This is a genomic window from Billgrantia hypersalina (assembly GCF_052584175.1).
Genome location: NZ_JBMIQI010000011.1, coordinates 419,778 through 442,367, shown reverse-complemented (window position 1 = coordinate 442,367; position 22,590 = coordinate 419,778). Strand labels below are relative to the sequence as shown.

The window sequence follows — 22,590 nt, the reverse complement described above, 5'->3', positions numbered from 1 at the left end:
AACACTGAATCAATGCCTGCGCGAGCGAATCGCTGCGTTGCGCGGTGCTGGTGCGCCAGCCCGGTCGGAATCCTCACATATACCCCATATGCTCCGGTTCCTGTGCTCCGTGCGCCTAGCGCTTCATCTCGCTCGGCGATTGCTCAGCGCTTCCCAGTAACGCTGAAAACACTTTCCTGATTGGGAATAGTTTTAAGCCTTGAGCGAGCGGTGGACGTAGAGGTCGTAGCGGCTGGTCTTGCCCTCAATGACGTGCTGCGGCATCGGCCCCTCGATGGGTGGCGCCTTGCGCGGCCGCTTGACCACCACGCGATGCGTGGCCACGTCCAACGCTGCCTCAAGCAACCGCGGGGCATCGATGTCGTCGCCGGCAAGCTCGCGAAACAGCCGCATCTCCTTCTTTACCAGCGCCGACTTCTCGCGGTGGGGAAACATGGGGTCGAGGTGAACTACCTGGTGAGGTACGCCCGCCGACGCCACCAGTGCGCCGAGTTCATGTATGGCGTCCCCCTGGGCCAGGTGCATGCGAGCGACGATGGGGGCAAGCTCAGGGTCCCCGGCGGCACGCGCCAGGCCGTCATCCAGCAGCGCATGGATCGCCGCCACGCGCTCGATCAAAAGTACCTCGGCACCGAGGCTCGCCAACACGAAGGCGTCGCGCCCCAGTCCGGCGGTGGCATCGATCACACCGGGCGTAACGCCGGCGGCAAGACCGCAGGCGCGCGCGACGAGCTGACCGCGGCCGCCGCCGAAGCGGCGCCGATGCGCAGCGCGCCCTTCGGCGAAGTCCACCCGCAGCGGCTTGCCGTAACGGGCCGGGTCGCCGGCCAGCACCAGAGCACCGTCCTCGCGCCGTAGCGTCAGCTCATCGCCGCCACTCTCCCGTGGCGAGGTGCCATGACTCATGGGCTCTTCTGCCATGCCACCTGGTCGCGCAGGTAGATCGGCTGGCTCTCATGGGCGTCGGGACGTCGTCCCGCCGCGTAGTCGCGCGCCGCCAGCAGCACCATGTCTTCGGCAGCCGGCTCGGTCTCGACGTCTCGCTGCGCAACGGCCGCCTTTACCTCCGCCGGCATCGCTTCCCACAATGCCCAGCCGGAACCGATGCCGTACCAGCCGTCTTCGCCTGCCCATCGCGGCAGCTTCAGGGCCGGCGGCGGCACCACCGCTTCCTCGAGCAGCGCCTCGGTTGCCCCGTCTCGGCAGTGCCAGGCGGCCACATAGATTTCACCCATGCGCGCATCCATGGCCGTGACGACATATTCGACGCCATGTCGTCGATGCGCTCCCAAGGCCAGCGCTTCCAGGGTCGATACACCCAACAACGGCCGGTCCAGGCCGTAGGCCAGCCCCTGGGCCGCGCCGGCGGCGATGCGTAACCCGGTGAAGGAGCCCGGGCCACGGCCGTAGGCCACGGCATCCAGTTCGGCAGGCGCGACCCCTGCCTCGGCCAGTACCTCGTCGACCATAGGCAGCAGGCGCCGGGTATGTTCCCGGGGCGTCAGGGCGAAGCGGGACAGGAGCCGGGGCTCATCGTCGCCACGCTGAATCAGCAAGGCGGCGGAGCAGGCACTGGAGGAGGCATCGAGGGCCAGCAGAATCGGCATAGTAACGTCGCGTGTCGGAGCATGGGCGACCATTATACGCCGCAGCGCAAGGCGGGACGATGGCCCGAAACGACGATGGCCCGCCGAGGCGGGCCATCAACAAGGCGTCGAAAGGAGGTCTCAGCCCTCCAGCGCCTCGATCACCTTCCGCGTAATCTCATCGACGCCGCCGACGCCTTCCACGCGGTGGTAGGCGGGCGCCGCCGCCGGCTCCTCCTGGGCCCACTGCCGGTAGTAGTCGACCAGCGGCGCGGTCTGCTCATGATAGACCGCCAGGCGGTTACGCACGGTGGACTCGCGATCGTCGTCGCGCTGGATCAGCGGTTCGCCGGTCACGTCATCCTTGCCTTCCTGCTTGGGGGGGTTGTACTCGACGTGGTACACGCGACCGGAGCCGGGGTGCACACGACGGCCCGCCAGACGCTTGACGATCTCCTCGTCGGCCACGGCGATTTCCAGCACATGGTCGATCTTGACCCCCGCTTCCTTCATGGCGTCGGCCTGGGGAATGGTGCGCGGAAATCCGTCGAACAAAAAGCCGTTCTCGCAATCGGGCTGGGCGATACGCTCCTTGACCAGCGAAATGATGAGATCGTCGGACACGAGGCCGCCGCTGGTCATGATCTCCTTGACCTTCAGGCCCAGCTCGCTGCCCTCCTTGACCGCCGCACGCAGCATGTCACCGGTGGAGATCTGCGGAATCTTGTAGCGCTCGCAGATGAACTGGGCCTGGGTGCCCTTGCCGGCACCCGGGGCGCCCAACAGGATCAAACGCATCTAGCTGCTCCTAAGAGAGTGGGAATTCTTGTGGTAAACGGAATGACATGAACGATAACCGCGGCGGCGGCGGCAGACAACCGCAAGCTGCCGGAAAGCGCCACATAACGGCCTAAAGGAGTAGTCTTTTCAGCCCATTATGGACAGATTGCACTTTGGTATCCCAACCAAAAGAGGAGTCCAAACAGCGGCGGCGCCCCGCAGGGCGCCGCCGGTACCACGTCAAGCAACGTTTACATCAGCAGGCGCCGGATATCGCTGAGCGCCGCCGCCAGGAAGGCGGTGAAGCGCGCGGCATCGGCGCCGTTCACGGCCCGGTGGTCGTAGGAGAGCGATAGCGGCATCATCAGCCTCGGCTCGAAGTCGGAACCGTTCCACACCGGTTTCATCTGCGCCTTGGAGACCCCGAGGATGGCGACCTCCGGGGCGTTGACGATCGGTGTGAAGGCGGTGCCGCCAATGGAGCCCAGGCTCGAGATGGTGAAGCAACCGCCGGTCATCTCCTCGCGCTTGAGCTTCTTCGACTGCGCCTTGCCCGCCAGTTCCACGCTCTCCTTGGCCAGCTCGATCAGCGACTTCTTGTCGGCGTCGCGGATCACCGGCACCATCAGGCCGTCCGGCGTGTCCACGGCCACACCGATATGGACGTACTTCTTCCATACCAGGGTCTCGCCGTCGCTCTTCAGGCTCACGTTGAACTGCGGGAACTTGCGCAGGGCGAAGGCGCACGCCTTGATCATGAACGGCAGCGGCGTAAGCTTGGCGCCCTGGGCCTCGGCCTCGGCCTTCATCGACTTGCGGAAAGCCTCCAGCTCGGTGATATCGGCCTCGTCGAACTGGGTGACGTGGGGCACATTGAGCCAACTGCGGTGCAGGTTGGTGGCACCCATCTTGAGCAGGCGCCCCATCGGCTTCTCTTCCACTTCACCGAACTGGCTGAAGTCCTGGTCCGGCACCGGCGGGATGCCGGCACCGCCCGCGGCGGCGGGCGCAGCGGCAGGCGCCTGAGCCTTGCCCGCCATCACCTGCTTGACGTAGGCGTGGACATCCTCCTTCAACACGCGATCCTTGGGCCCGCTCGGCTTGACCAGCCCCAGGTCGACGCCCAGCTCGCGCGCCAGCATGCGCACCGCGGGGCCGGCATGAACCAGCTTGCCATCGCGCGGCTTGTGGGCCGCCATCTGCGCCTCGGGGCTCGGCGTGCCGGCCGGTGTCGGCTTGGCCTGGGTGGGCGAGGCCGGCTTCTCGCTCGGCTCGCTCGGCGCCTTGCTGGCCTTCGGCGTCGCCGCCCTGGGCTTGGCCCCGGCGACCTCGATATAGCCGATCAGGTCGCCCTCCGAAACGGTGTCACCCTCCTTGACCGTCAGCTCGACCAGCTTGCCCTTGTAGGGACTCGGCACGTCCATGGAGGCCTTGTCGGACTCGAGCGTGATCAGCGGGTCCTCCTCCTCGACCTCGTCGCCTTCGCTGACGGCAATTTCGATCACCGGCACATCGCTCGAGCCGGAGAGATCGGGCACGCGAACCTCCCTGCGCTCGGGCTCGCCGCTCGTCGCCTCTTCCTCGGCCGGTGCCTCGGCCTGTTCGGCGGGCTCGGCTGTGGTCTCGTCGGCTTCGGGTTCGGTCTCGTCAGGTTCGTCGCCACTCTCCCCGGCAATCTCCATGGTACCGATCACGTCGCCCTCGGAGACGGTGTCGCCCTCCTTGATGGAGAGCTTCACCAGCTTGCCGCTGTAGGGGCTCGGCACATCCATGGAGGCCTTGTCCGACTCCAGGGTGATCAAGGGATCTTCCTCGTTCACCTCGTCGCCTTCGGAAACCGTCACCTCGATGACCTCGACGTCTTCCGAGCCACCCAGGTCGGGCACCTTGACCTCGACGGTGCGCTTGCCGCCGCCGCTGGCCTTCTTGGCGGCCGGCTTCTCTTCGTCAGCCTCTGGCCGTGGCCCGGTCGATGACTCCTCGCGCTTGGGCTCGGATTTGTCTGCCTTCGCCTCTTGGCCCGCGTCGTCGCTGCCGCCGCCCTCCACCTCGAGCTCGACGATGTCGTCGCCCTCGGAGACGGTGTCGCCTTCCTTCACCAGCACCCGGACGACCTTGCCGCCCTTGGGCGACGGCACGTCCATGCTGGCCTTGTCCGACTCCAGCGTGATCAGGGTGTCTTCGGGCTCGATGACGTCCCCTTCGGACACGGCGATTTCGATGATCTCGACGTCTTCGCTGCCGCCGATGTCTGGAACTTTTATGATTTCGCTACTCAAGGTCGCGCTCCTTCCAAATCGTGCCTGGAACAGGCGGGCCGGGGCCCGCCTGGCCACCGGATCAGCTCGTCAGCGGGTTGGGCTTGTTGGGATCGATGCCGTACTTCTTGATCGCCTCGGCGACGACCTTGCGATCCAGCTCACCGCGGTCGGCCAGCGCCTTGAGCGAGGCCACGGTCACGAAGTAGCGATCGACCTCGAAGAAGTGGCGCAGCTTCTCGCGGGTGTCGGAGCGGCCATAGCCGTCGGTCCCCAATACATGGTAGTCGGTCGGCACCCAGGCACGAACCTGGTCGGCGAACAGGCGCATGTAGTCGGTGGATGCGATGGCCGGCCCCTTGCGCCCTTCCAGGCAGCGGGTCACGTGCGGCTTGACCGGCTCGTCGGCAGCGTTGATGAACGCTTCGCGCTCGAGCAGCAGCGCCTCGCGACGCAGCTCGTTGAAGCTGGTCACGCTCCATATGTCGGACCCCACGCCCCACTCGTCGGCCAGTATCTGCGCCGCCGCTTCCACCTCGCGCAGGATGGTACCGGAGCCGAGCAGCTGGACGTGGCCCTTGTCGCCCTGGTGCTCGCGCATCAGGTACATGCCCTTGATGATGTCGTCGACCGGCACGTTCTCGAGCTCGGGATGCTCGTAGTTCTCGTTCATTACCGTCAGGTAGTAGAAGCAGTTCTCCTTGTCGGCGAACATGCGCTTCATACCATCCTGGACGATCACGGCGACCTCATGGGCGTAGGTGGGATCGTAGCTGCGGCAGTTGGGGATGGTCGCCGCCTGCAGGTGGCTGTGGCCGTCCTGGTGCTGCAGGCCCTCGCCGTTGAGCGTGGTGCGCCCGGCGGTGCCGCCCACGAGGAAGCCGCGCGCCTGCAGGTCGCCGGCCGCCCAGGCCAGGTCGCCGATGCGCTGGAAGCCGAACATCGAGTAGTAGATGTAGAACGGCAGCAGCGGCAGGTTGTGGTTGCTGTAGGAAGTCGCCGCGGCGATCCACGCCGACATCGCGCCCGCCTCGGTGATGCCCTCCTCGAGGATCTGGCCTTTCTTGTCCTCGCGGTAGAACATGATCTGGCCCTTGTCGACGGGCTCGTATTTCTGGCCTTCCGAGGTATAGATACCGAGCTGGCGGAACATGCCCTCCATGCCGAAGGTGCGCGCCTCGTCAGGTACGATGGGCACGACCTGCTTGCCGATCTTCTTGTCCTTCACCAGGCCGTTGAGGATGCGCACGAAGGCCATGGTGGTGGATATCTCGCGCCCCTTGGAACCGGCCAGCTGTGTGGCGAAGGTCTTGTCCTCGAGGGTGGGGATGGTCAGCGCCTGGAAGTCGCTGCGGCGCTGAGGCAGGTAGCCGCCCAGGCGCTCGCGCTGCAGGTGCATGTACTTGAGCTCGGGCGAGTCGTCCTCGGGCTTGTAGTACGGCACCTCCTTGAGCTGCTCGTCGGTCAGCGGAATGCCGAAGCGGTCGCGGAACTTGCGCAGTGCCTCGTACTCCATGGTCTTGACCTGGTGGGCTTCCATGGAAGCCTCGCCCTCGCCGCTGCCCATGCCGTACCCCTTGACGGTATGCGCCAGGATCACGGTGGGGCGTCCGTTGGCGTTGTTCACCGCCTCGTGATAGGCCGCGTAGACCTTGAACGGGTCGTGGCCGCCGCGGTTCAGGCGCCAGATGTCCTCGTCGGACATGTCCTTGACCATCTCGGCGGTTTCGGGGTACTTGCCGAAGAAGTGCTCCCGAGTGTAGCCGCCGTCAATGGCCTTGTAGTTCTGGTACTCACCGTCGACCGCCTCGTCCATACGCTTCTGCAGGACACCCTTCTTGTCCTTCTCGAACAGCGGGTCCCACAGCCGCCCCCAGACCACCTTGAGCACGTTCCAGCCGGCACCGCGGAAGACGCCCTCAAGCTCGTCCATGATGCGGCCATTACCGCGCACCGGCCCGTCGAGACGCTGCAGGTTGCAGTTGACGACGAAGATCAGGTTGTCGAGCTTCTCGCGGCTGGCCAGGTGGATGGCGCCCAGCGATTCCGGCTCGTCGCACTCGCCGTCGCCCATGAAGCACCAGATCTTGCGATCGTGCATCGCTCTGAGCTCGCGCGAGTCGAGGTACTTCATCACGTGGGCCTGGTAGATCGCCTGGATCGGACCCAGACCCATGGAAACGGTGGGGAACTGCCAGAAGTCCGGCATCAGCCAGGGGTGCGGGTAGGACGACAGGCCGTCGCCATCGACTTCCTGGCGGTACTTGTCCATCTGCGCTTCGGTGAGACGCCCTTCCAGGTAGGCTCGGGCATAGACGCCCGGTGCCACGTGACCCTGGATGTAGACCAGGTCGCCCTCGAAGTCGCCGTTGGGGGCGCGGAAGAAGTGGTTGAAGCCGACGTCATAGAGCGTGGCGGCGGACATGAAGCTGGCGATATGGCCGCCCAGGCCCGGGTTGGCGCGATTGTTGCGGATGACCTGGGCGATGGCGTTGTAGCGAATCAGCGAGCGGATGCGCCGCTCCATGAACAGGTCACCCGGCATCGGGGCTTCACGATGCACCGGAATGGTGTTGCGGTGCGGCGTCGTTACCGAGAAGGGCGCCTGCATGCCGTCACGGCGCAGCCGGTCAGCCAGGCGTGACAGCAGGAACCGGGCGCGTTCCTCGCCCTCACGATCCAGGACCGACTCCAGGGAATCCAGCCATTCCGTGGTTTCGACCGGATCGAAATCTTCTCTTGCCTCCAGACTCATAGACGTCTCTCCGAGTGACAATGTGATGTCAGATGGCCCCAGGCGGGTTACCGCTGGGGCAAGTAGCACGACTGACGATCAGGGGAATGCCAGGCCGCGACGCGGCTCTTGTAGTGATTTTACCGAAGCGTATACAACGAATGGCGTAGAACATACCGTAAAGCGGCCTCCCTGCCAATCGGAATGGAATGGAATTTTTTTCCACAGTCGCATTATTGCATTGCAACACAAGATGTTACGACAACCGTCTCACTCGCCACGGTGATGGGCGGAAAATGTAATAAAACTACCGTTTGATTAATATTCGTCCCTTGTCCTCGCTTCAGTCTCTCTGTCCAACGCACTGAGGCACTGGCGAAAATAGGCCCAATCGAAGGCCGGCCCCGGGTCGCTCTTGCGCAGCGGCGCCACCCTTGCGTGGCTGGTGATCCGCGCGGCGTTTATCTCAGGATAGCTCGTCATGAGTGTCTGGAAGACCGCGGCCAGCGCACGATACTGCGCGTCACGATAGGCGTGGATCTCATCGCCTTCCAGTTCGATGCCGATGGTGAAGTCATTGAGGGCACGGCGTGGGCGCCCTCCGTCGATCCAGCACGAGCGTCCGGCATGCCAGGCCCGTCGCTCGAACGGCACGAACTGCACGCACTCGCCGTCGCGGCGAATCAACAGGTGCGCCGAGACGCGGAGATGCGCAATGCCCGGAAAGAAGGGGTGTGCCGCCGCGTCGAGCGAGTTGGTGAACAGACGCTCGATATGGGCGCCACCGAACTCGCCGGGCGGCAAGCTGATCGAGTGCAGCACCACCGCTGAGATCTCGCCTGCGGCACGCCTGTCCTGATTGGGTGACGGCACCTGTCGCGCCTCTGCCAGCCAGCCAGCCTCGATTCTCATCTCGCTCCCCTGACGTGGTGGACCTGGATTCCCTATAATGACCATTTTGATGCTCCCTGAACATGAAAAGGCCCGCCATGCACTATCAGGACGCCCTTGTCGAAGCCATTCGCGAAGCCGCCGCTCACCTGCTGGCCGAGGACGTCGGGCCCGGTGACATCACCGCGCAGTTGATCCCCGAGTCGCAGTGGGCCGTCGCTCGGGTCATCACGCGCGAAACCGCCATCCTGTGCGGGGTGGCGTGGGTCGAGGAGATCTTCCGACGCCTCGATCCCAGCGTGCGCCTGACGTGGAGCGCCGCCGACGGCGACTGCCTGGAAGTCGATCAGTGCTTCCTCGAACTCGAGGGGCCCGCCCGCATCCTGCTCACCGGCGAGCGTGCTGCCCTCAACCTGCTGCAGACGCTGTCCGCTACTGCCACCCGCACGCGGCGCTACGTCGACCTGCTCGAGGGCACCGGGGTGCGGCTGCTCGACACTCGCAAGACCCTCCCCGGGCTTCGCCTGGCACAAAAGTACGCCGTCACCTGCGGCGGCGGGCACAATCATCGCATCGGTCTCTTTGATGCTTTCCTGATCAAGGAGAACCACATCGCCGCCTGCGGCAGTATCAAAGCCGCCGTCAAGGAGGCCCGCAGCATCGCCCGCGACCTGCCGGTGGAGGTGGAAGTCGAGAATTTCGACGAACTCGACCAGGCACTCGCCGCCGGGGCCGACATCGTCATGCTGGACAACTTCAGCCTGGACGCGATGCGCGAAGCGGTGAAGCGCAATGCAGGGCGGGCAACACTGGAAGCCTCAGGCAACGTCGACGAGACCACCCTGCGCCAGATCGCTGAGACCGGCGTCGATTGCATCTCCAGTGGCGCCCTGACCAAGGACATCAAGGCGATCGACCTGTCGATGCGCATTACCCAGCGACGCGACGCCTGATACGCGCCGCTGCACTACCAGGGAAGGGGCGCCTGGTTTCTAGGTCTCGACGGCGGAGAGGCGCCTCTCCAGCCGCCGCCTCTCGAGCCTGACGCCGTCACGCCTGAGCCATTCGACGCCCAGGTCGTGCCAGCCACGCTGCAGCAGACTCTCGGCGAGCATGCGGCTGGCATCGAGGGTCACGCGGCCGTGGCCATGCTCCAGCAGCAACCGCTCGGCATGCACCAGCAGCGTCGTCCCGATACCGCGCCGCGCCAGCGAGGGCCAGACGTAAAGCGTATGGACGTGGCCCACGGGGATGTCGAGTTCCAGAAAACCCACGCAGCGCCCGTCGCAGGTGGCCACCAGCGTGGTGTAAAGCGCCTGGCGTGCCGCCCATACGCTACCTTCACGCGGCATTGTCGAGGCCCACGCGTCGCGCTCCTCCACGCTGTAATGGGCGGCGGCTCCCTGCATCACGGCGTGATGAAAAACCTCGGCCTGATCGGCGCCGTCGCGTGGTTTGGCCTGGCGGTAGAGGATCCGCGGCGAGCGGGCCGTCTGACACGGCGAATCGTTCGTCGTCTTCGTTTCCATCTGCTTGCTCGCGTCTCGCGTGACATGTCTCCGCGTGCAGGTTACACAAGCTCGCCGCCCTGGCCAATGGCAGGCATAATCCGCAGCATGACCAGACCCGCGGATACCCCCAGCAGCTACGCGATGCAACCCATCGGCTATATCGCGAGCGATTTTCCCGACAAGTTCGGCATCCCGCGCCAGCCCGGCCTGGCACCCGCGGCTCATGCCACGCTGGACCTCGTTCCGCCCTATGACGATCCGTTGTCGGTACGTGGCCTCGATGCCTTCAGCCACCTGTGGCTGACCTTCGTCTTCCATCACAGCCCCGAGCGCTGGACACCGCTGGTGCGCCCTCCCCGGCTCGGCGGCAACGCCAAGGTCGGCGTGTTCGCCAGCCGCAGTACGCACCGCCCCAATCGGCTGGGGCTGTCGCTGGTGGAGCTCCGCGACATCGACACCCGCCACGGTCTGCGCCTGGTGTTGGCCGGCTGCGATCTGGTCAGCGGTACGCCGGTGCTGGACATCAAGCCCTACCTGCCCTGGGCGGAAGCCCGCCCCGACGCACGGGCCGGGTTCGCCCCCGAGGCGCCATCGCTACTGAGTGTGCGTTTCACGGACAGTGCCGAGGCGACGCTGAATGAACGGCACGACGGCGACTCGCTGCGCGAACTGATTCGTCAGGTGCTGGCCCAGGATCCGCGCCCTGCCTATCACCGGCGCACCCTCGGTGGCAATGACGGCCGGGTCTATGGCGTGCGGCTGCGCGACGTCGACGTGCGCTTTCAAGCCATGGAAGATGCCTCGGGAAATATCGTGCTACGGGTGGTCGACATCGTCTCTGCCCCGCCCGAGGCATGACCGGCTGGCTGCCTTGACCTACGCTGAGCGATACGAGTCCGTTCGCCATGACAAGAGAGGATAGGGACATGCCTTTGTCAGGGGAGGGCTACGTCGGCCTGAGGATCAACGACGGCAGCAGGGAGAATCTTCGCGTGGATGCAGCGGATTTCGTCTAAAAGGAGGGCGGGATGCGAGTTCTCTGGGACCAATGCATCCAGCACGAATTTCTCTATACCTACGAGGACGACCCCCGCTTCGAGTTGGCGCTCACTGCGACGGCACTGAACGGCGAGATCGAGGCCAGCAGCCTCGTCATCGACGCCGGAGGGGACGTCAAGGTCGAAGAGGAGGAGAATTCACTGGTACTCAGGTTCGAGCACGACCCGGACCAGGACGACGAACCGCTGACGCCGGTTTCAAGCAACTGAGACGGGGCTTCGCCGCCGCCCCTCGCCCCGCACGCCCCTGCAGCGCTGTGATGAATGCCGCCCGCGGGAGAGGGCGGCGTCTACCGCCCTTCCCTGGCCTGTCGGACGCCTTGCGGCTATCAGTCGAACCGTACCCCGATGCGGCGACCGACCTCCTCGTAGGCCTCGATGACCCCGCCCAGGCCCTGGCGGAAACGATCCTTGTCCATCTTGTTGCGGGTCTTGGCGTCCCACAGACGGCAGCCGTCCGGCGAGAATTCATCGCCCAGCACGACCTGGCCCTTGAACAGGCCGAACTCCAGCTTGTAGTCCACCAGCAGCAGGTCACCGTCGGCGAACAGCCGCTTGAGCACTTCGTTGACCTTGAAGGTCAGGACCTTCATCTCGGCGAGCTGCTCGGGCGTGGCCCAGCCGAAGGTCTCGGCCAGCGACTCGTTGATCATCGGGTCGTGCAGCGCATCGTTCTTGAGGAAGAGCTCGAAGGTGGGCGGAGTGAGTTCGCGCCCTTCCTCCACGCCGAGGCGCTTGACCAGGCCACCCGCGGCGAGGTTGCGCACCACGCACTCCACCGGAATCATCTCCAGCTTCTTGACCAGGCTCTCGCTGTCGGAAAGGCGCTTCTCGAAGTGGGTGGGAATGCCTGCCCCCGCCAGTTTCTCCATGATGAAGGCATTGAAGCGATTATTGACCATGCCCTTGCGAGCCAGCGACTCCATGCGCTCGCCGTCGAAGGCGCTGGTATCGTCACGAAAATGCAGTACGAGCAGGTCGGGATCGTCGGTGGCGTACACCGATTTCGCCTTGCCGGCATAGAGTTCTTGGCGCTTTTCCATGGAAATCTCCCGAAGGGTGAAGGCATGACCTGAGGATGGCAATTCAGCTGATCGCCTGCCACTGGAGACCGCTGTCCTGGGCGGCGATCATCAAGCGTGAGGCGTCGCCGTCGAGCAGCGGCGTCAGCGCCTCGAGGACCAGCTCGGGGCGGTTGTTGTGTTCCGAAAGGTGCGAACAGACGATGCGCTGCAGCCGGTCGAGCCCCAGCCGCTCGAGAAGCGCCGCCGCCTGCACGTTGGCCAGGTGTCCCCAGTTGCCGCCCACGCGACGCTTGAGCCGCGGCGGATAGGGCCCCACCTGGAGCATGCCGCGATCGTGGTTGCACTCGAGGATGAGCGCGTCACAGCCGCGAAAGGCCTCGATGACATGGTCGGTGGGATGGCCCAGGTCCGTCAGCACGCCCAGATGGCAGCCACGCGACTCGAAGCGAAACTGAACCGGCTCGCGGGCGTCGTGGGGTACCGTGAACGGGTCGATCGATAGGCTCTTTACCATGAAGCGTGACTGCGGCGTGATCCAGTGGCGCTGGGGCACCTCGCCGAGACGCCCGGAGAGCCAGCTGCCCGGCGTGATGTAGACCGGCACCGCGTGTCGCCGTGCCAGCGGCCCCACACCGCGGAGGTGGTCGCCATGCTCATGGGTGACCAGCACGGCGTCGAGCTGGCGCGGATGCAGGCCGACACGCGCCAGCCTGCGCTCGGTCTCGCGCAGGCCGAAACCGCAGTCCACCAGTATCGTGGTTTCGCCATCGCTGACCAGCGTGGCGTTACCCTTGCTGCCGCTGCCGAGCGAAGCAAAGCGAAGCTTGCCTGTATTCGACAGCGGCGCGTTGGCCTGCCCCGGCGGCATCAGCGCAGCAGGCCCGACACCCGCTCGAGCAGCTCGCGGGCATCCTCTTCGGTGAACCGCCGCTCGCTCTCGTTGATGGCCCGTAGCGTGGTGCGCTCGGGGCCTTCGGATTCGAGTGCCAAGCGGATCTGCTGGGGCATCTGACGCACGTCCGGGCTCATGATGATCTGGAGCATGCCACGGCCGCGCTCGGAGACGGTCATGTAGTTGACCAGGAAGTCGTGCTGTTCGGGGTTCTGCTCGAGCAGCTCGCGGCGATTCTCCACGCTGAAGTCGGCTTCCAGCTGATGGCTCAGCTCGGCCCAGACGCGGTCGATGTCGAGCGGTATCCGCACGACCCACTCGCCGCTATCACGCTGCTCGAGCCTCAGGCGATCTTCGCGGGCGATCTGCTGACCGGCCAGAGAAGCGGAGCTGGCGGTGGCGCTGCGTGCGCTGAAGTGCTGCCCCAGTGCATCGAGGCAGGCCGCCACGGGGCGCCCGTTCTGGTCGCATCGAACCTCGCTGTCACCGGCACGCAGCCCCTGGCGCACGCTCAGGCTACCCTGGGACGTTTCCAGCACACCGCGGGAATCGTCGCTGGCGTTCACCTGCAACCCCCGGGCGCGGGCAAAATCCTGCAGCTGTGGCCAGACCGTGCCGGGGTCGGCGCCTACCACCAGCCATTGATCGCTACCGACTTCACGCCGCTCGACGAAATCGCGCTCCACGGCGCCGCCGGATGCCAGGCGTGCCGGGCTGGGGGCGCTGAAGCGTTCGTTGCCGTTACGCAGGCTGCCTTGTGCCTCGGGCACCGGCATGGCATCCCGATAGCGCTGCTCGTTGCGTCCCTCCGGTAACACCAGGGGCGCACTGCGCTGGGCCTTCACATAATCGATGTTGCGGTCGTCATAGAAGCCTTCGCGGGCGCAGCCAGCAGTAGCCAGGGCGGCGAGAGCCACCAGCGGCATCCATTTCAGCGCAGAGTTCATGCATCCACCTTGCAGTCAGGTTATCGGGGCAGCGGGAGTCGTTCCGCAAAGCCCTTAATCTTCAATCACGCCGGCCAGTTGCAGGGCCTCGTCCACCGTCGCATGGTACTTGCTGGACAGCCAGGTGAGCGGCAGGCGAATGCCCTGCTCGATCATGCCCATGCGATGCAATGCCCACTTGACCGGAATCGGGTTGGATTCGATGCCCAGGTTGGTATGCAGCGGCATCAGTCGTGTATTGATCTGGTGGGCCCGGTCGGCGTCGCCGGCGACAGCGGCGGCACACAGCTCGTGCATGGCGGCCGGGGCCACGTTGGCGGTGACCGAAATATCGCCATTGCCACCCATCAGCATGAATTCACAAGCGGTACCGTCGTCGCCGGAATAGAGCATGAAGCCGCTGCCCTTGAGCCGCGCAATCAGGTCCTCGGCCCGCTCCAGGTTGCCGGTGGCATCCTTGAGCCCAATGATGTTGTCGACCTCGGCCAGGCGCATCACGGTCTCGTTGTAAAGGTCCGAACAGGTACGGCCGGGCACGTTGTAGAGGATCACCGGCAGGCGGCTGCCTTCCGCCACCGCCTTGAAGTGGCGATAGAGCCCTTCCTGGGTGGGTTTGTTGTAGTAGGGGCATACCGACAGGCAGTAGTCGGCCCCGACTTCGCTGGCATAGCGCGCCAGTTCCACCGCCTCGGAGGTGGCATTGGCCCCGGTACCGGCAATGACCGGGATGCGGCCATTGACCTCTTCCACCACGGCACGAATCACGTCGAAGTGTTCGGCAAAGGACATGGTGGTGGGTTCACCCGTGGTGCCGGCCGCCACAATACCGTCGGTGCCGTTCTCCAGGTGAAAGTTCACCAAGCGGCGCAACGCCTCCCAGTCGATATCGCCATTGGCCTTCATCGGCGTCGCCAGGGCGACGATACTGCCAGTGATCATCTCTCTTCCTCTACGCAATACTGCACTCGGGTGTCGAACGCCGACGAGGCCTCGAGCAAAGGGTAAATGGTACTCAGGCGACACAAGCCTGTACAGCACGGCCGATGCGCTCTTTGACAGCGCCTGGCGGCGTGCGTGTAATGAAGCGCTTCCCACCCACCAAGGAGCTTCGCATGACGCTTGCCATCGGCCAACCGGTACCCGATTTTTCCGCTACCGCCACCGGCGACACCACCATCTCCCTGTCCGCGCTTCGGGGACGCCAGGTGGTGATCTTCTTCTATCCCAAGGCCAGCACTCCCGGGTGCACGACCGAAGGCGGCGACTTTCGCGACCGCAAGGTCGACTTCGACGCGGTCAATACCGTTATCCTTGGCGTCTCGCGCGACGGGATCCGCGCCCAGGAGAACTTCAAGGCCAAGCAGGGCTTCGACTTCGCGCTGATTTCCGACAAGGAGGAGGACGTCTGTCGGCGGTTCGATGTCATCAAGCTCAAGAAATTGTACGGCAAGGAACATCTCGGCATCGAGCGCAGCACCTTCCTGATCGACGCCGAAGGCAAGCTCGCCCGCGAGTGGCGCGGGGTCAAGGTCAAGGGGCACGCCCAAGAGGTACTTGAAGCCGCCCAGGCGCTTCATGCCGGCAATTGAGGCCTAGTTCAAGCACGCTCCGCCCGGCCTGCCGGGCGGACATCACTCATTTTTCCCCCTGTTGTTCCAGCTCGACGGGCTGCTGCGAAGCCTGATACCGCCTGATGCCTCGCGGCCAGGCATAGACCAGGGCCTTGAGCAGCGTCGCCAAAGGAATGGCAAAGAAGATACCCCAGAAGCCCCAGACCCCACCGAAGAACAGCACTGCCAGGATGATGGAAACCGGGTGCAGGTTGACCGCTTCGGAGAACAGGATCGGCACCAGCACATTGCCGTCCAGCGCCTGGATCACGCCATAGGCGATGAGCACATAGAGAAACTGTTCGCTCATGCCGAAATGAAAACCGGCCACGGCGGCAACCGGCAGGGTCGCCACGGCGGCGCCGATATAGGGAACCAGCACCGAGAAGCCCACCAACACGGCGAGCAGTGCCGAATAGGGCAAGCCGAAGAAGGCAAAGGTGAAGAACGATACGGTGCCGACAATAATGATCTCGATGAACTTGCCGCGTACGTAGTTGGCGATCTGGGCATCCATCTCCTGCCAGACCCGGGTCATCAACGAACGCTGCTGGGGCAGCAGTGAAAGGATGAAGTTCACCAGTTGGTCGCGATCCTTGAGCAGGAAAAATACCAGGATCGGCACCAGCACCAGGTAGATGATCAGCGCCAGCATGTTGCCCAGGGACGCCAGCGAGAGCGTCAGCGCACGCTGACCGAACTGGGTCAGCTCGCGGCCGGCGACGGCGATCCACTCCTGAACCTGGTCCGGCGTGACGAAATTGGGATAGCGCTCCTGCAGTTCGTCCAGCCAGCGCTGACCGCTAGCCACGATGCGAGGCGTTTCCTGGACCAGCCCCACGAGCTGGTTCCAGATCAACGGCATCAGGATGAAGGCCAGCGCCAGCAGCACGCCGATGAACGCGAGGAAAATCAATATCACCGCCAGCAGGTGGGGAACACCCCGCTGCGTCAGGGCATTGACGCCGCCCTGCAGCAGAAAGGCAATGACCAGTGCCGTAAGGAAGGGGGCGAGCATGCGACCGAACAGGATCACCGCGGCGAAGCCCAGCACCAGCAGTACCAGCAGAATGACCGCTTCTTCATCGGAAAAGTAGTGTTCGACCCAGCCCTTGAAGACCTGACGCAGGGTCATGGGGCGGACTCCTCGCCCTTGCGCAGCCAGTAGTGATAGACCTCGCCGCGCTCCTCACGCTCGATCAATTCATGGATGCTGTTCTCGGAGAAGGTTTCGAAATCGCGCCAGGAGCCGGCATCGGTCGCCATGATCTCGAGTACCTGGCCTGACTTCAGCCTGGCCAGGGCCTGCTTCGCCTTGAGCAATGGCAGCGGACAGGGCAAGCCGCAGGCATCGAGTACATCGTCTGGTTGCACAGCCATGTTGTCTCCCGGGAAAATAGCGAACGCTCACGCCGCATGGCACAGTGCCTTGCAGGAATGCGCAAAACCCCTGAGATTTAAAGGCACTTTGCGGACCGAATCAATGTCGGAGAGAGAACCGACCGCCGCTTCGAACGAGACTGGCACATGCTGCTCAAGACCCGAACCTGCCTGACCACGGCCGCTACGGCACTGATCCTGGTTTTTGGCGCGCCAGCACCGGCGAGCGCCACGGAAGATTACGGGCTACCCAGCCTGACCGGCAGCAGCCAGGCCATGACCGGCGAAGAATACCGTCTCGGTCGCGCCTGGCTACGCCAGTTTCGGGCCCGGGCGCCGAGCTGGCAGGATTCCATCGCTCAGGATTACGTGGAATCGCTGGTGTCGCGCCTGCTCCCCCATAGCGGCCTCTCCGATATGCGTACCGTGGTGACCCTGGTGGATAGCCGCACGCTCAATGCCTTTGCCGTGCCGGGAGGCGTCATCGGCCTCAATGCCGGCCTGTTCGCCTTCGCCGACGAAGAAGACGCAGCCGCCTCGGTGCTGGCCCACGAGCTCGGCCACCTCTCGCAGCGCCATTACTCGCGCGGCCAGGCGCGGGCCGAGCAGACCCAACTGCCGGCCATGGCGGCCATGCTGGCCGGCATGCTGATCGCAGCGAGCGGTGGCGGCGACGCCGGCATTGCCGCCGCCATGGGTTCCCAGGCCGCTTTCATCCAGGACCAGCTGGCCTACTCGAGACGCTTCGAGCAAGAGGCCGACCGTCTAGGCCTGCAGACCATGGCCCAGGCAGGCTACGACCCAGGCGCCATGGTCAGAATGTTCCGCGCCATGCAGCGCCAGGTGAGCCTGCAAGGCGGCAACCCGCCGGAGTTCCTGCTCACCCACCCGCTGACCGAGTCACGCATCAGCGATGCCGAATCGCGGGCTTCCCAGCTCGAGGCGCGACGCACTCGCGAGGAGGACCCGAGTTATCATCTGGTTCGCGCCCGGGCGCTGCTGGCAGTGAACCAACGCGACCCGCAACAGGCGGCAACGCGGCTGGGCCAAGGCGACACCCCGGCAGCCGCTAGGCGCTATCTCGATGCGCTGATCGCCGCCCATCACGGGCAGACCGACACCGCCCTGAGCCAGCTCGACAGCCTGGCGAACGAGCTGCCCGACCTGGCCCTGCTGCCGGCCAGTGCCGCCGAGGTGGCGTTCGAGGCAGGCCGCTACGACGAGGCCATCGAGCGCAGCCGGCGCCTGCTACGGCTGATGCCGGGCAACATTCCGGCCACGAGTATCCTGGGCGAAGCCCTGCTGCAACGCGACCCCGACGAGGCCTATCGCATCCTGCGCGAGCTGGCTGACCGCCGCCCCGAGGACCCACAGGTCTTCACCCTGCTTGCCGAAGCCGCCGGCCGCAGCGGCCGCGAGGCCTGGGGCCACCTGGCCCGGGCCGAGCAGATGCAGCTCACCGGCGACATCCAGCGGGCGATTCGCCAGCTCGACGTGGCCCGCCAGGTGGCGGAGCGCAGCGGGGACAACAACGCCCTGGCGCGCATCGAACAGCGGCGCGAGGATTTCGTCGGTTACCGGGAGACGATGGAGAAGTTCTGACCTCCGCTCCGGCCTGCCCGGCGCCGCTTCCTCAGCGGTCGCCGTGTCCGGGAAAGTTACTTCTGAAAGTTGAGCATGCGTTCCAGCGGTTTGAGCGCCTTCAGGCGCAGCTCGGCATCGACGACGATCTCGCCGCTGCCCTCGCGCAGGGCCCCCGCCAGGTTGTCCAGTGCGTTCATCGCCATCCACGGGCAGTGCGCGCAACTGCGGCAGGTGGCGCCGTTGCCGGCGGTCGGCGCCTCGAACAGGGTCTTCTCCGGCACCCACTGCTGCATCTTGAAGAAGATACCGCGATCGGTGGCGACGATCAGCTTGTCGTTCGGCAGCTCCTTGGCCGCCTTGATCAGCTGCGAGGTGGAGCCGGCCACATCGGCCAGCGCCACCACCGACGCCGGCGACTCCGGGTGTACCAGCACGGCGGCATCGGGATAGAGTCCTTTCAGGTCCTCGATGCCCTTGGCCTTGAACTCCTCGTGCACGATGCAGGCGCCGTCCCACAACAGCATGTCAGCCCCGGTCTTCTGCTGGATGTAGCCGCCCAGGTGTTTGTCAGGGGCCCACAGGATCTTCTCGCCGCGCGCCTGCAGGTGTTCGATGACGTCCACCGCGATGGAAGAGGTCACCACCCAGTCGGCGCGCGCCTTCACCGCCGCCGAGGTGTTGGCATAAACCACTACGGTGCGGTCGGGATGCTGGTCGCAGAAGGCACTGAACTCGTCGGCGGGACAGCCGACGTCGAGCGAGCAGGTCGCTTCCAGCGTCGGCATCAGCACACGCTTCTCGGGCGACAGGATCTTGGCCGTCTCGCCCATGAAGCGCACGCCGGCCACCACCAGGGTATCGGCTTCGTGACGTGCGCCGAAACGCGCCATTTCCAACGAGTCGGCGACGCAGCCACCGGTCTCCTCGGCCAGCTGCTGAATGGCATCGTCAGTGTAATAGTGCGCCACGAGCACGGCATTGTGCTGCTCGAGCAGGCGCTTGATCTCGTCGATGCGAGCCGTGTCCTCTGCCGGAATGCGGGTCGGGCAGTAAGCGCGGGCGAGGTGTTCACGCACCTCGATGCGGGAAGTCATGATCGTCATCGTGTCTACCACTGTGACTGGCAGGGGCTCCCCCTGCATGTACGGGTGCATCGCCAACCGTACGCTCCGTACGGACGATACGCCTGGGGTCGGTAACGGCGTCTTTCGCCAAACCGGCCCATCACGCCATTCTACCGCATCGCGGTGGCTCCGGCGCAATACCTACTTGGGGGCTCGCCCTACGCTTGTCAACAGGCTGAAAACACAGCGCCCCCGCCTCGAGTGAGACGGGGGCGCCAAATCTGGTGGGTCGTGTAGGATTCGAACCTACGACCAATTGGTTAAAAGCCAACTGCTCTACCAACTGAGCTAACGACCCGGCACTTGCGAACAAGCGTACAGGCCCGGAATGGTGGGTCGTGTAGGATTCGAACCTACGACCAATTGGTTAAAAGCCAACTGCTCTACCAACTGAGCTAACGACCCTTCCGAACGGGTGCAGATATTACTGATCGCCCCCCTGGCTGGCAAGGACTTTTTTGACCTTAGGCTTATCCTGGGTTCTCAACGCCCCTTGGAATTCTTAGGCTTGCGCATCGCCTGCACCGGGCGCCGCTTGTTCTTGTCGCGGCTCCAGCGGTTCTTCTCGTCCGGTGTGAGCTCAGGCACCTTGCGCGGTGCCAGGCCGGCAGAGAGCGCCAGATCGTCGATCTCGTCCTGCGACAGTTCCACCCACTCCCCCGCCTTGGCCCGCTTGTCGAGGAAGATGTTGCCGTAGCGCACACGCTTGAGGCGGCTCACCGTGAGCCCCTGGGATTCCCACAGGCGACGCACCTCGCGGTTACGCCCCTCCATGATCACCACATGGAACCAGGTATTGATCCCCTCACCGCCGAACTCCTGCACGTCGGTGAAGCGGGCCGGGCCATCTTCGAGCATCACGCCCTCGACCATCGCCACCACATGCTCCTTGCGCACCTCGCCCATCACGCGCACGGCGTATTCGCGCTCGATCTGGGTTGAGGGATGCATCAGGCGGTTGGCCAGCTCGCCGTCGGTGGTGAAGAGCAACAGGCCGCTGGTATTGATGTCCAGACGGCCGATCGCGATCCAGCGCTCACCCTTGAGGCGCGGCAAACGATCGAACACGGTACGCCGCCCTTCCGGGTCCTTGCGCGTGCACAGCTCGCCTTCCGGCTTGTTGTACATGATCACCCGCCGCGGCGTCTCCTCGGCGCCTCGCAGCGTTACCGGACGGTCATCGAAGGCGACGCGGTCGCGCATCTCGATGCGGTCGCCAAGCGTGGCGACCTTGCCGTTGACCTTGACGCGGCCGGCCTCGATGGCCGCCTCCATCTCGCGGCGCGAACCCAGTCCGGCGCGGGCCAGGACCTTCTGCAGTTTTTCGGTGTTGCTAGTCATGTGTCGTCTGACTTCTCGTCTTCGGTGGATTCCGCCCCCGCTCCGCCGTCATCGTCGACGCTGGTGCGGGCACGTTCGGCCAGGCGGGCCTCGAGATCAGCGAAGCTCAGCCCTGGCCTGTCGGACGCCTTCCCGGCGTGTGGTGCGTCGGCCGTCCCGGCCGCCGCTTCGGCATGCTCGGCATGCCCGTTTTCCTGCCCTGGCTCGGCTTCGAGCCCATCCTCGTCGCCGGCTTCCTCCGCATCGCCCGGCGTGTCCCCGTCGGCCTGTGCCAGCAAGGGGCTGGGCGGCGGCGGGGTCTCGTCCTCGAAGACCGGCTCCGCCATGCCCTTGAGCTCATGCATGGGCGGCAGCTCGTCCAATGTCTTCAGACCAAAGTCGTCGAGGAACTGTCGCGTGGTGGCATAGACCGCGGGGCGCCCCGGCACGTCACGGTGTCCGACCACACGAATCCAGCCGCGTTCGGCCAGGGTCCGCATGATCGAGCTGCTCACCGCCACGCCGCGCACCTCCTCGATATCGCCGCGTGTCACCGGCTGACGATAGGCGATCAGCGCCAACGTCTCCAACAGGGCCCGCGAGTAGCGCTGCGGCCGCTCGTCCCAGAGCCGCGAGACCCATGGTGAAAGGCGGGGACGAATGCGCAACTGATAGCCCGAGGCGGTCTCGATCAGTTCCATGGCGCCGCGCTCGTGACGCGCCCCCACTCGCTCCAGCGCCTCGCGCAGGCGGCGCCGCGGGGGCCGCTCGTGGTCATCGAACAGAGCCTCGAGACGCTCCAGCGACAGTGGCTCGGCCGCTGCCAGCAGCGCCGCCTCGAGGATTTCGTCGAGGCTATCGGGCAGCTCCATGGCGGTCATGCACTGTCACTCCCCGGGGTCATGCGCTTCTCCTCTTCGGCCAGGGGCTCTTCGGCAAAGGGGCTCTCGACGTCGGCACCCTCATCCTCGAAGGCCTCCTCGCCGGCCGCTTCACGCGGGGCACGGGCACGCACATGAATCGGCGACAGCGGCGCGTTCTGCACAATCTCGATCATTGCTTCCTTGGCCAGTTCGAGTATCGCCATGAACGTGACGATAACGCCGGCGCGTCCCTCCTCAAGGGTAAACAGTGCCTCGAACGGCGTGAAGTGCTCGTGGCCGAGCCGCTCCATGATCGCCAGCATGCGTTCGCGGGTCGAGAGCACCTCGCGCCCCACCTGGTGAGCCTGGTTGAGCTCGGCGCGACGCAGGATGCCGGCCAGTGCGCCGAGCAGTTCATCGAGTTCCACATCGGGGTGGATCACTCGCGCCTGCAGCGGCGGCAGCGCCGCCCGTGCCGGAAACCAGTCGCGCCCCACCCGTGGCAGCTCGGCCAGCGCCTCGGCGGCACTCTTGAGCTGTTCGTACTCCTGCAGGCGACGAATCAGCTCCGCCCGCGGGTCCTCTTCCTCGTCGTCACTGCCCTCCCTCGGCGGGCGCGGCAGCAGGGTACGCGACTTGATCTCGGCCAGCATGGCCGCCATCAGCAGGTACTCGCCGGCCAGCTCGATCTCCATCGCCTTCATCAATTCCACGTACTCGATGTACTGGCGGGTGATGGCGGCCACGTCGATGGCCAGAATGTCGAGGTTCTGACGGCGGATCAGATAAAGCAGCAGATCGAGAGGCCCCTCGAATGCCTCGAGGAATATCCTGAGCGCCTCCGGGGGTATGTAGAGATCCTCGGGGAGTTCCGTGATCGGCTCGTCGAACAGCCGTGCCAACACCGCCGACTGGGTCTCGGCGTCGCTCGCGACCGGCGGCTCGGCATCGGCCATGGGGGGCGTCTCGCTCACGCGGGGCTGGCCTCTCGGGAAAGTCTCGATCAACGCGCCAGTCTAGCAAGATG

22 protein-coding genes and 2 tRNA genes are annotated in these 22,590 nt (G+C 65.1%); 5 read left to right on the top strand and 19 right to left on the bottom strand.

Annotated features, from left to right (window positions below; translation table 11 throughout):
- Positions 1 to 192: 192 nt before the first annotated feature.
- From ACOJCM_RS09185 to ampD, 6 genes are all read right to left on the bottom strand, one after another.
- Positions 193 to 906 (bottom strand): class I SAM-dependent methyltransferase, encoded by a 714-nt coding sequence (locus ACOJCM_RS09185; RefSeq protein WP_445211756.1) that lies wholly within the window; start codon positions 904 to 906, stop codon positions 193 to 195.
- Complete coding sequence (tsaB, locus tag ACOJCM_RS09180) at positions 903 to 1,607, bottom strand: tRNA (adenosine(37)-N6)-threonylcarbamoyltransferase complex dimerization subunit type 1 TsaB (RefSeq protein ID WP_445211755.1); 705 nt, start codon at positions 1,605 to 1,607, stop codon at positions 903 to 905. Before tsaB ends, ACOJCM_RS09185 begins: the two co-directional genes overlap by 4 nt.
- Before the next feature lie 120 nt (positions 1,608 to 1,727).
- Positions 1,728 to 2,384 carry an adenylate kinase gene (gene adk, locus ACOJCM_RS09175; RefSeq protein WP_445211754.1) on the bottom strand — a complete coding sequence of 219 codons (657 nt, stop codon included), beginning with the start codon at positions 2,382 to 2,384 and terminating at the stop codon, positions 1,728 to 1,730.
- A 233-nt stretch (positions 2,385 to 2,617) separates the two neighbouring features.
- Positions 2,618 to 4,645, bottom strand: a complete 2,028-nt coding sequence (gene aceF / locus ACOJCM_RS09170; RefSeq protein WP_445211753.1) for a pyruvate dehydrogenase complex dihydrolipoyllysine-residue acetyltransferase — start codon at positions 4,643 to 4,645, stop codon at positions 2,618 to 2,620.
- A gap of 61 nt (positions 4,646 to 4,706) precedes the next feature.
- Entirely contained in the window at positions 4,707 to 7,379 is a 2,673-nt protein-coding gene (aceE, locus tag ACOJCM_RS09165) for a pyruvate dehydrogenase (acetyl-transferring), homodimeric type (RefSeq protein ID WP_445211752.1), read from the bottom strand.
- Between the two features lie 297 nt (positions 7,380 to 7,676).
- Complete coding sequence (gene ampD, locus ACOJCM_RS09160; RefSeq protein ID WP_445211751.1) at positions 7,677 to 8,270, bottom strand: 1,6-anhydro-N-acetylmuramyl-L-alanine amidase AmpD; 594 nt, start codon at positions 8,268 to 8,270, stop codon at positions 7,677 to 7,679.
- A gap of 77 nt (positions 8,271 to 8,347) precedes the next feature.
- Between ampD and nadC the strand changes: the two genes are divergently transcribed.
- Positions 8,348 to 9,202: a carboxylating nicotinate-nucleotide diphosphorylase gene (gene nadC / locus ACOJCM_RS09155; RefSeq protein WP_445211750.1), complete on the top strand. Its 855-nt coding sequence runs from the start codon at positions 8,348 to 8,350 to the stop codon at positions 9,200 to 9,202.
- 39 nt (positions 9,203 to 9,241) lie between these two features.
- On the opposite strand, the gene ACOJCM_RS09150 is transcribed toward nadC, so the two are convergent.
- Entirely contained in the window at positions 9,242 to 9,778 is a 537-nt protein-coding gene (locus ACOJCM_RS09150; RefSeq protein WP_445211749.1) for a GNAT family N-acetyltransferase, read from the bottom strand.
- 87 nt (positions 9,779 to 9,865) lie between these two features.
- On the opposite strand from ACOJCM_RS09150, the gene tsaA reads away from it, so the two are divergent.
- On the top strand, positions 9,866 to 10,618 hold the full coding sequence (gene tsaA / locus ACOJCM_RS09145) for a tRNA (N6-threonylcarbamoyladenosine(37)-N6)-methyltransferase TrmO (protein WP_445211748.1): 753 nt from the start codon (positions 9,866 to 9,868) through the stop codon (positions 10,616 to 10,618).
- 170 nt (positions 10,619 to 10,788) lie between these two features.
- On the top strand, positions 10,789 to 11,028 hold the full coding sequence (locus tag ACOJCM_RS09140) for a hypothetical protein (protein ID WP_445211747.1): 240 nt from the start codon (positions 10,789 to 10,791) through the stop codon (positions 11,026 to 11,028).
- Positions 11,029 to 11,147: 119 nt separating this feature from the next.
- Here ACOJCM_RS09140 and purC read toward each other — a convergent pair whose 3' ends face one another.
- The 4 genes from purC to dapA are packed head-to-tail and all read right to left on the bottom strand — an operon-like array spanning position 11,148 to position 14,621.
- On the bottom strand, positions 11,148 to 11,861 hold the full coding sequence (gene purC, locus ACOJCM_RS09135; RefSeq protein WP_445211746.1) for a phosphoribosylaminoimidazolesuccinocarboxamide synthase: 714 nt from the start codon (positions 11,859 to 11,861) through the stop codon (positions 11,148 to 11,150).
- Positions 11,862 to 11,904: 43 nt separating this feature from the next.
- Positions 11,905 to 12,711, bottom strand: coding sequence for an MBL fold metallo-hydrolase (locus ACOJCM_RS09130; protein WP_445211745.1), 807 nt, complete (start codon positions 12,709 to 12,711; stop codon positions 11,905 to 11,907).
- Positions 12,711 to 13,682, bottom strand: coding sequence for a lipoprotein, NlpB (locus ACOJCM_RS09125; protein WP_445211744.1), 972 nt, complete (start codon positions 13,680 to 13,682; stop codon positions 12,711 to 12,713). Before ACOJCM_RS09125 ends, ACOJCM_RS09130 begins: the two co-directional genes overlap by 1 nt.
- 54 nt (positions 13,683 to 13,736) lie before the next feature.
- Positions 13,737 to 14,621, bottom strand: coding sequence for a 4-hydroxy-tetrahydrodipicolinate synthase (gene dapA, locus ACOJCM_RS09120; protein ID WP_445211743.1), 885 nt, complete (start codon positions 14,619 to 14,621; stop codon positions 13,737 to 13,739).
- 173 nt (positions 14,622 to 14,794) lie between these two features.
- Here dapA and ACOJCM_RS09115 point away from each other — a divergent pair, with 173 nt between their 5' ends.
- Positions 14,795 to 15,271 (top strand): peroxiredoxin, encoded by a 477-nt coding sequence (locus ACOJCM_RS09115; RefSeq protein ID WP_445211742.1) that lies wholly within the window; start codon positions 14,795 to 14,797, stop codon positions 15,269 to 15,271.
- Between the two features lie 46 nt (positions 15,272 to 15,317).
- Here ACOJCM_RS09115 and ACOJCM_RS09110 read toward each other — a convergent pair whose 3' ends face one another.
- Together ACOJCM_RS09110 and ACOJCM_RS09105 are read right to left on the bottom strand one after the other, a co-directional pair.
- Positions 15,318 to 16,427: an AI-2E family transporter gene (locus ACOJCM_RS09110; RefSeq protein WP_445211741.1), complete on the bottom strand. Its 1,110-nt coding sequence runs from the start codon at positions 16,425 to 16,427 to the stop codon at positions 15,318 to 15,320.
- Positions 16,424 to 16,672, bottom strand: coding sequence for a sulfurtransferase TusA family protein (locus tag ACOJCM_RS09105; RefSeq protein WP_445211740.1), 249 nt, complete (start codon positions 16,670 to 16,672; stop codon positions 16,424 to 16,426). The genes ACOJCM_RS09110 and ACOJCM_RS09105 overlap by 4 nt, the downstream gene beginning before the upstream one ends.
- Positions 16,673 to 16,819: 147 nt before the next feature.
- On the opposite strand from ACOJCM_RS09105, the gene ACOJCM_RS09100 reads away from it, so the two are divergent.
- Positions 16,820 to 18,274, top strand: coding sequence for a M48 family metalloprotease (locus tag ACOJCM_RS09100; RefSeq protein WP_445211739.1), 1,455 nt, complete (start codon positions 16,820 to 16,822; stop codon positions 18,272 to 18,274).
- Positions 18,275 to 18,330: 56 nt separating this feature from the next.
- Here ACOJCM_RS09100 and nadA read toward each other — a convergent pair whose 3' ends face one another.
- From nadA to ACOJCM_RS09070, 6 genes are all read right to left on the bottom strand, one after another.
- Entirely contained in the window at positions 18,331 to 19,359 is a 1,029-nt protein-coding gene (gene nadA, locus ACOJCM_RS09095; RefSeq protein WP_445211738.1) for a quinolinate synthase NadA, read from the bottom strand.
- Between the two features lie 243 nt (positions 19,360 to 19,602).
- Positions 19,603 to 19,678, bottom strand: a tRNA-Lys gene (locus ACOJCM_RS09090).
- A 31-nt stretch (positions 19,679 to 19,709) separates the two neighbouring features.
- Positions 19,710 to 19,785, bottom strand: a tRNA-Lys gene (locus ACOJCM_RS09085).
- A 78-nt stretch (positions 19,786 to 19,863) separates the two neighbouring features.
- A complete protein-coding gene (gene rluB / locus ACOJCM_RS09080; RefSeq protein ID WP_445211737.1) occupies positions 19,864 to 20,721 on the bottom strand; it encodes a 23S rRNA pseudouridine(2605) synthase RluB in 858 nt (285 codons plus the stop codon).
- Positions 20,718 to 21,581, bottom strand: a complete 864-nt coding sequence (gene scpB / locus ACOJCM_RS09075) for an SMC-Scp complex subunit ScpB (protein ID WP_445211736.1) — start codon at positions 21,579 to 21,581, stop codon at positions 20,718 to 20,720. The genes rluB and scpB overlap by 4 nt, the downstream gene beginning before the upstream one ends.
- Positions 21,578 to 22,537, bottom strand: a complete 960-nt coding sequence (locus ACOJCM_RS09070) for a segregation and condensation protein A (RefSeq protein ID WP_445211735.1) — start codon at positions 22,535 to 22,537, stop codon at positions 21,578 to 21,580. Before ACOJCM_RS09070 ends, scpB begins: the two co-directional genes overlap by 4 nt.
- Positions 22,538 to 22,590 lie beyond the last annotated feature (53 nt).

What these genes read in the sequence shown, in the direction of transcription:
- ACOJCM_RS09130 (WP_445211745.1), bottom strand. Translation starts at nt 12,711, where the DNA reads ATGCCGCCGGGGCAGGCCAACGCGCCGCTGTCGAATACAGGCAAGCTT.
- ACOJCM_RS09185 (WP_445211756.1), bottom strand. Translation starts at nt 906, where the DNA reads ATGAGTCATGGCACCTCGCCACGGGAGAGTGGCGGCGATGAGCTGACG.
- dapA (WP_445211743.1), bottom strand. Translation starts at nt 14,621, where the DNA reads ATGATCACTGGCAGTATCGTCGCCCTGGCGACGCCGATGAAGGCCAAT.
- ACOJCM_RS09150 (WP_445211749.1), bottom strand. Translation starts at nt 9,778, where the DNA reads ATGGAAACGAAGACGACGAACGATTCGCCGTGTCAGACGGCCCGCTCG.
- tsaB (WP_445211755.1), bottom strand. Translation starts at nt 1,607, where the DNA reads ATGCCGATTCTGCTGGCCCTCGATGCCTCCTCCAGTGCCTGCTCCGCC.
- ACOJCM_RS09140 (WP_445211747.1), top strand. Translation starts at nt 10,789, where the DNA reads ATGCGAGTTCTCTGGGACCAATGCATCCAGCACGAATTTCTCTATACC.
- nadC (WP_445211750.1), top strand. Translation starts at nt 8,348, where the DNA reads ATGCACTATCAGGACGCCCTTGTCGAAGCCATTCGCGAAGCCGCCGCT.
- adk (WP_445211754.1), bottom strand. Translation starts at nt 2,384, where the DNA reads ATGCGTTTGATCCTGTTGGGCGCCCCGGGTGCCGGCAAGGGCACCCAG.
- ACOJCM_RS09105 (WP_445211740.1), bottom strand. Translation starts at nt 16,672, where the DNA reads ATGGCTGTGCAACCAGACGATGTACTCGATGCCTGCGGCTTGCCCTGT.
- aceE (WP_445211752.1), bottom strand. Translation starts at nt 7,379, where the DNA reads ATGAGTCTGGAGGCAAGAGAAGATTTCGATCCGGTCGAAACCACGGAA.
- ampD (WP_445211751.1), bottom strand. Translation starts at nt 8,270, where the DNA reads ATGAGAATCGAGGCTGGCTGGCTGGCAGAGGCGCGACAGGTGCCGTCA.
- tsaA (WP_445211748.1), top strand. Translation starts at nt 9,866, where the DNA reads ATGACCAGACCCGCGGATACCCCCAGCAGCTACGCGATGCAACCCATC.
- scpB (WP_445211736.1), bottom strand. Translation starts at nt 21,581, where the DNA reads ATGACCGCCATGGAGCTGCCCGATAGCCTCGACGAAATCCTCGAGGCG.
- ACOJCM_RS09110 (WP_445211741.1), bottom strand. Translation starts at nt 16,427, where the DNA reads ATGACCCTGCGTCAGGTCTTCAAGGGCTGGGTCGAACACTACTTTTCC.
- ACOJCM_RS09115 (WP_445211742.1), top strand. Translation starts at nt 14,795, where the DNA reads ATGACGCTTGCCATCGGCCAACCGGTACCCGATTTTTCCGCTACCGCC.
- nadA (WP_445211738.1), bottom strand. Translation starts at nt 19,359, where the DNA reads ATGACGATCATGACTTCCCGCATCGAGGTGCGTGAACACCTCGCCCGC.
- purC (WP_445211746.1), bottom strand. Translation starts at nt 11,861, where the DNA reads ATGGAAAAGCGCCAAGAACTCTATGCCGGCAAGGCGAAATCGGTGTAC.
- ACOJCM_RS09100 (WP_445211739.1), top strand. Translation starts at nt 16,820, where the DNA reads ATGCTGCTCAAGACCCGAACCTGCCTGACCACGGCCGCTACGGCACTG.
- rluB (WP_445211737.1), bottom strand. Translation starts at nt 20,721, where the DNA reads ATGACTAGCAACACCGAAAAACTGCAGAAGGTCCTGGCCCGCGCCGGA.
- ACOJCM_RS09125 (WP_445211744.1), bottom strand. Translation starts at nt 13,682, where the DNA reads ATGAACTCTGCGCTGAAATGGATGCCGCTGGTGGCTCTCGCCGCCCTG.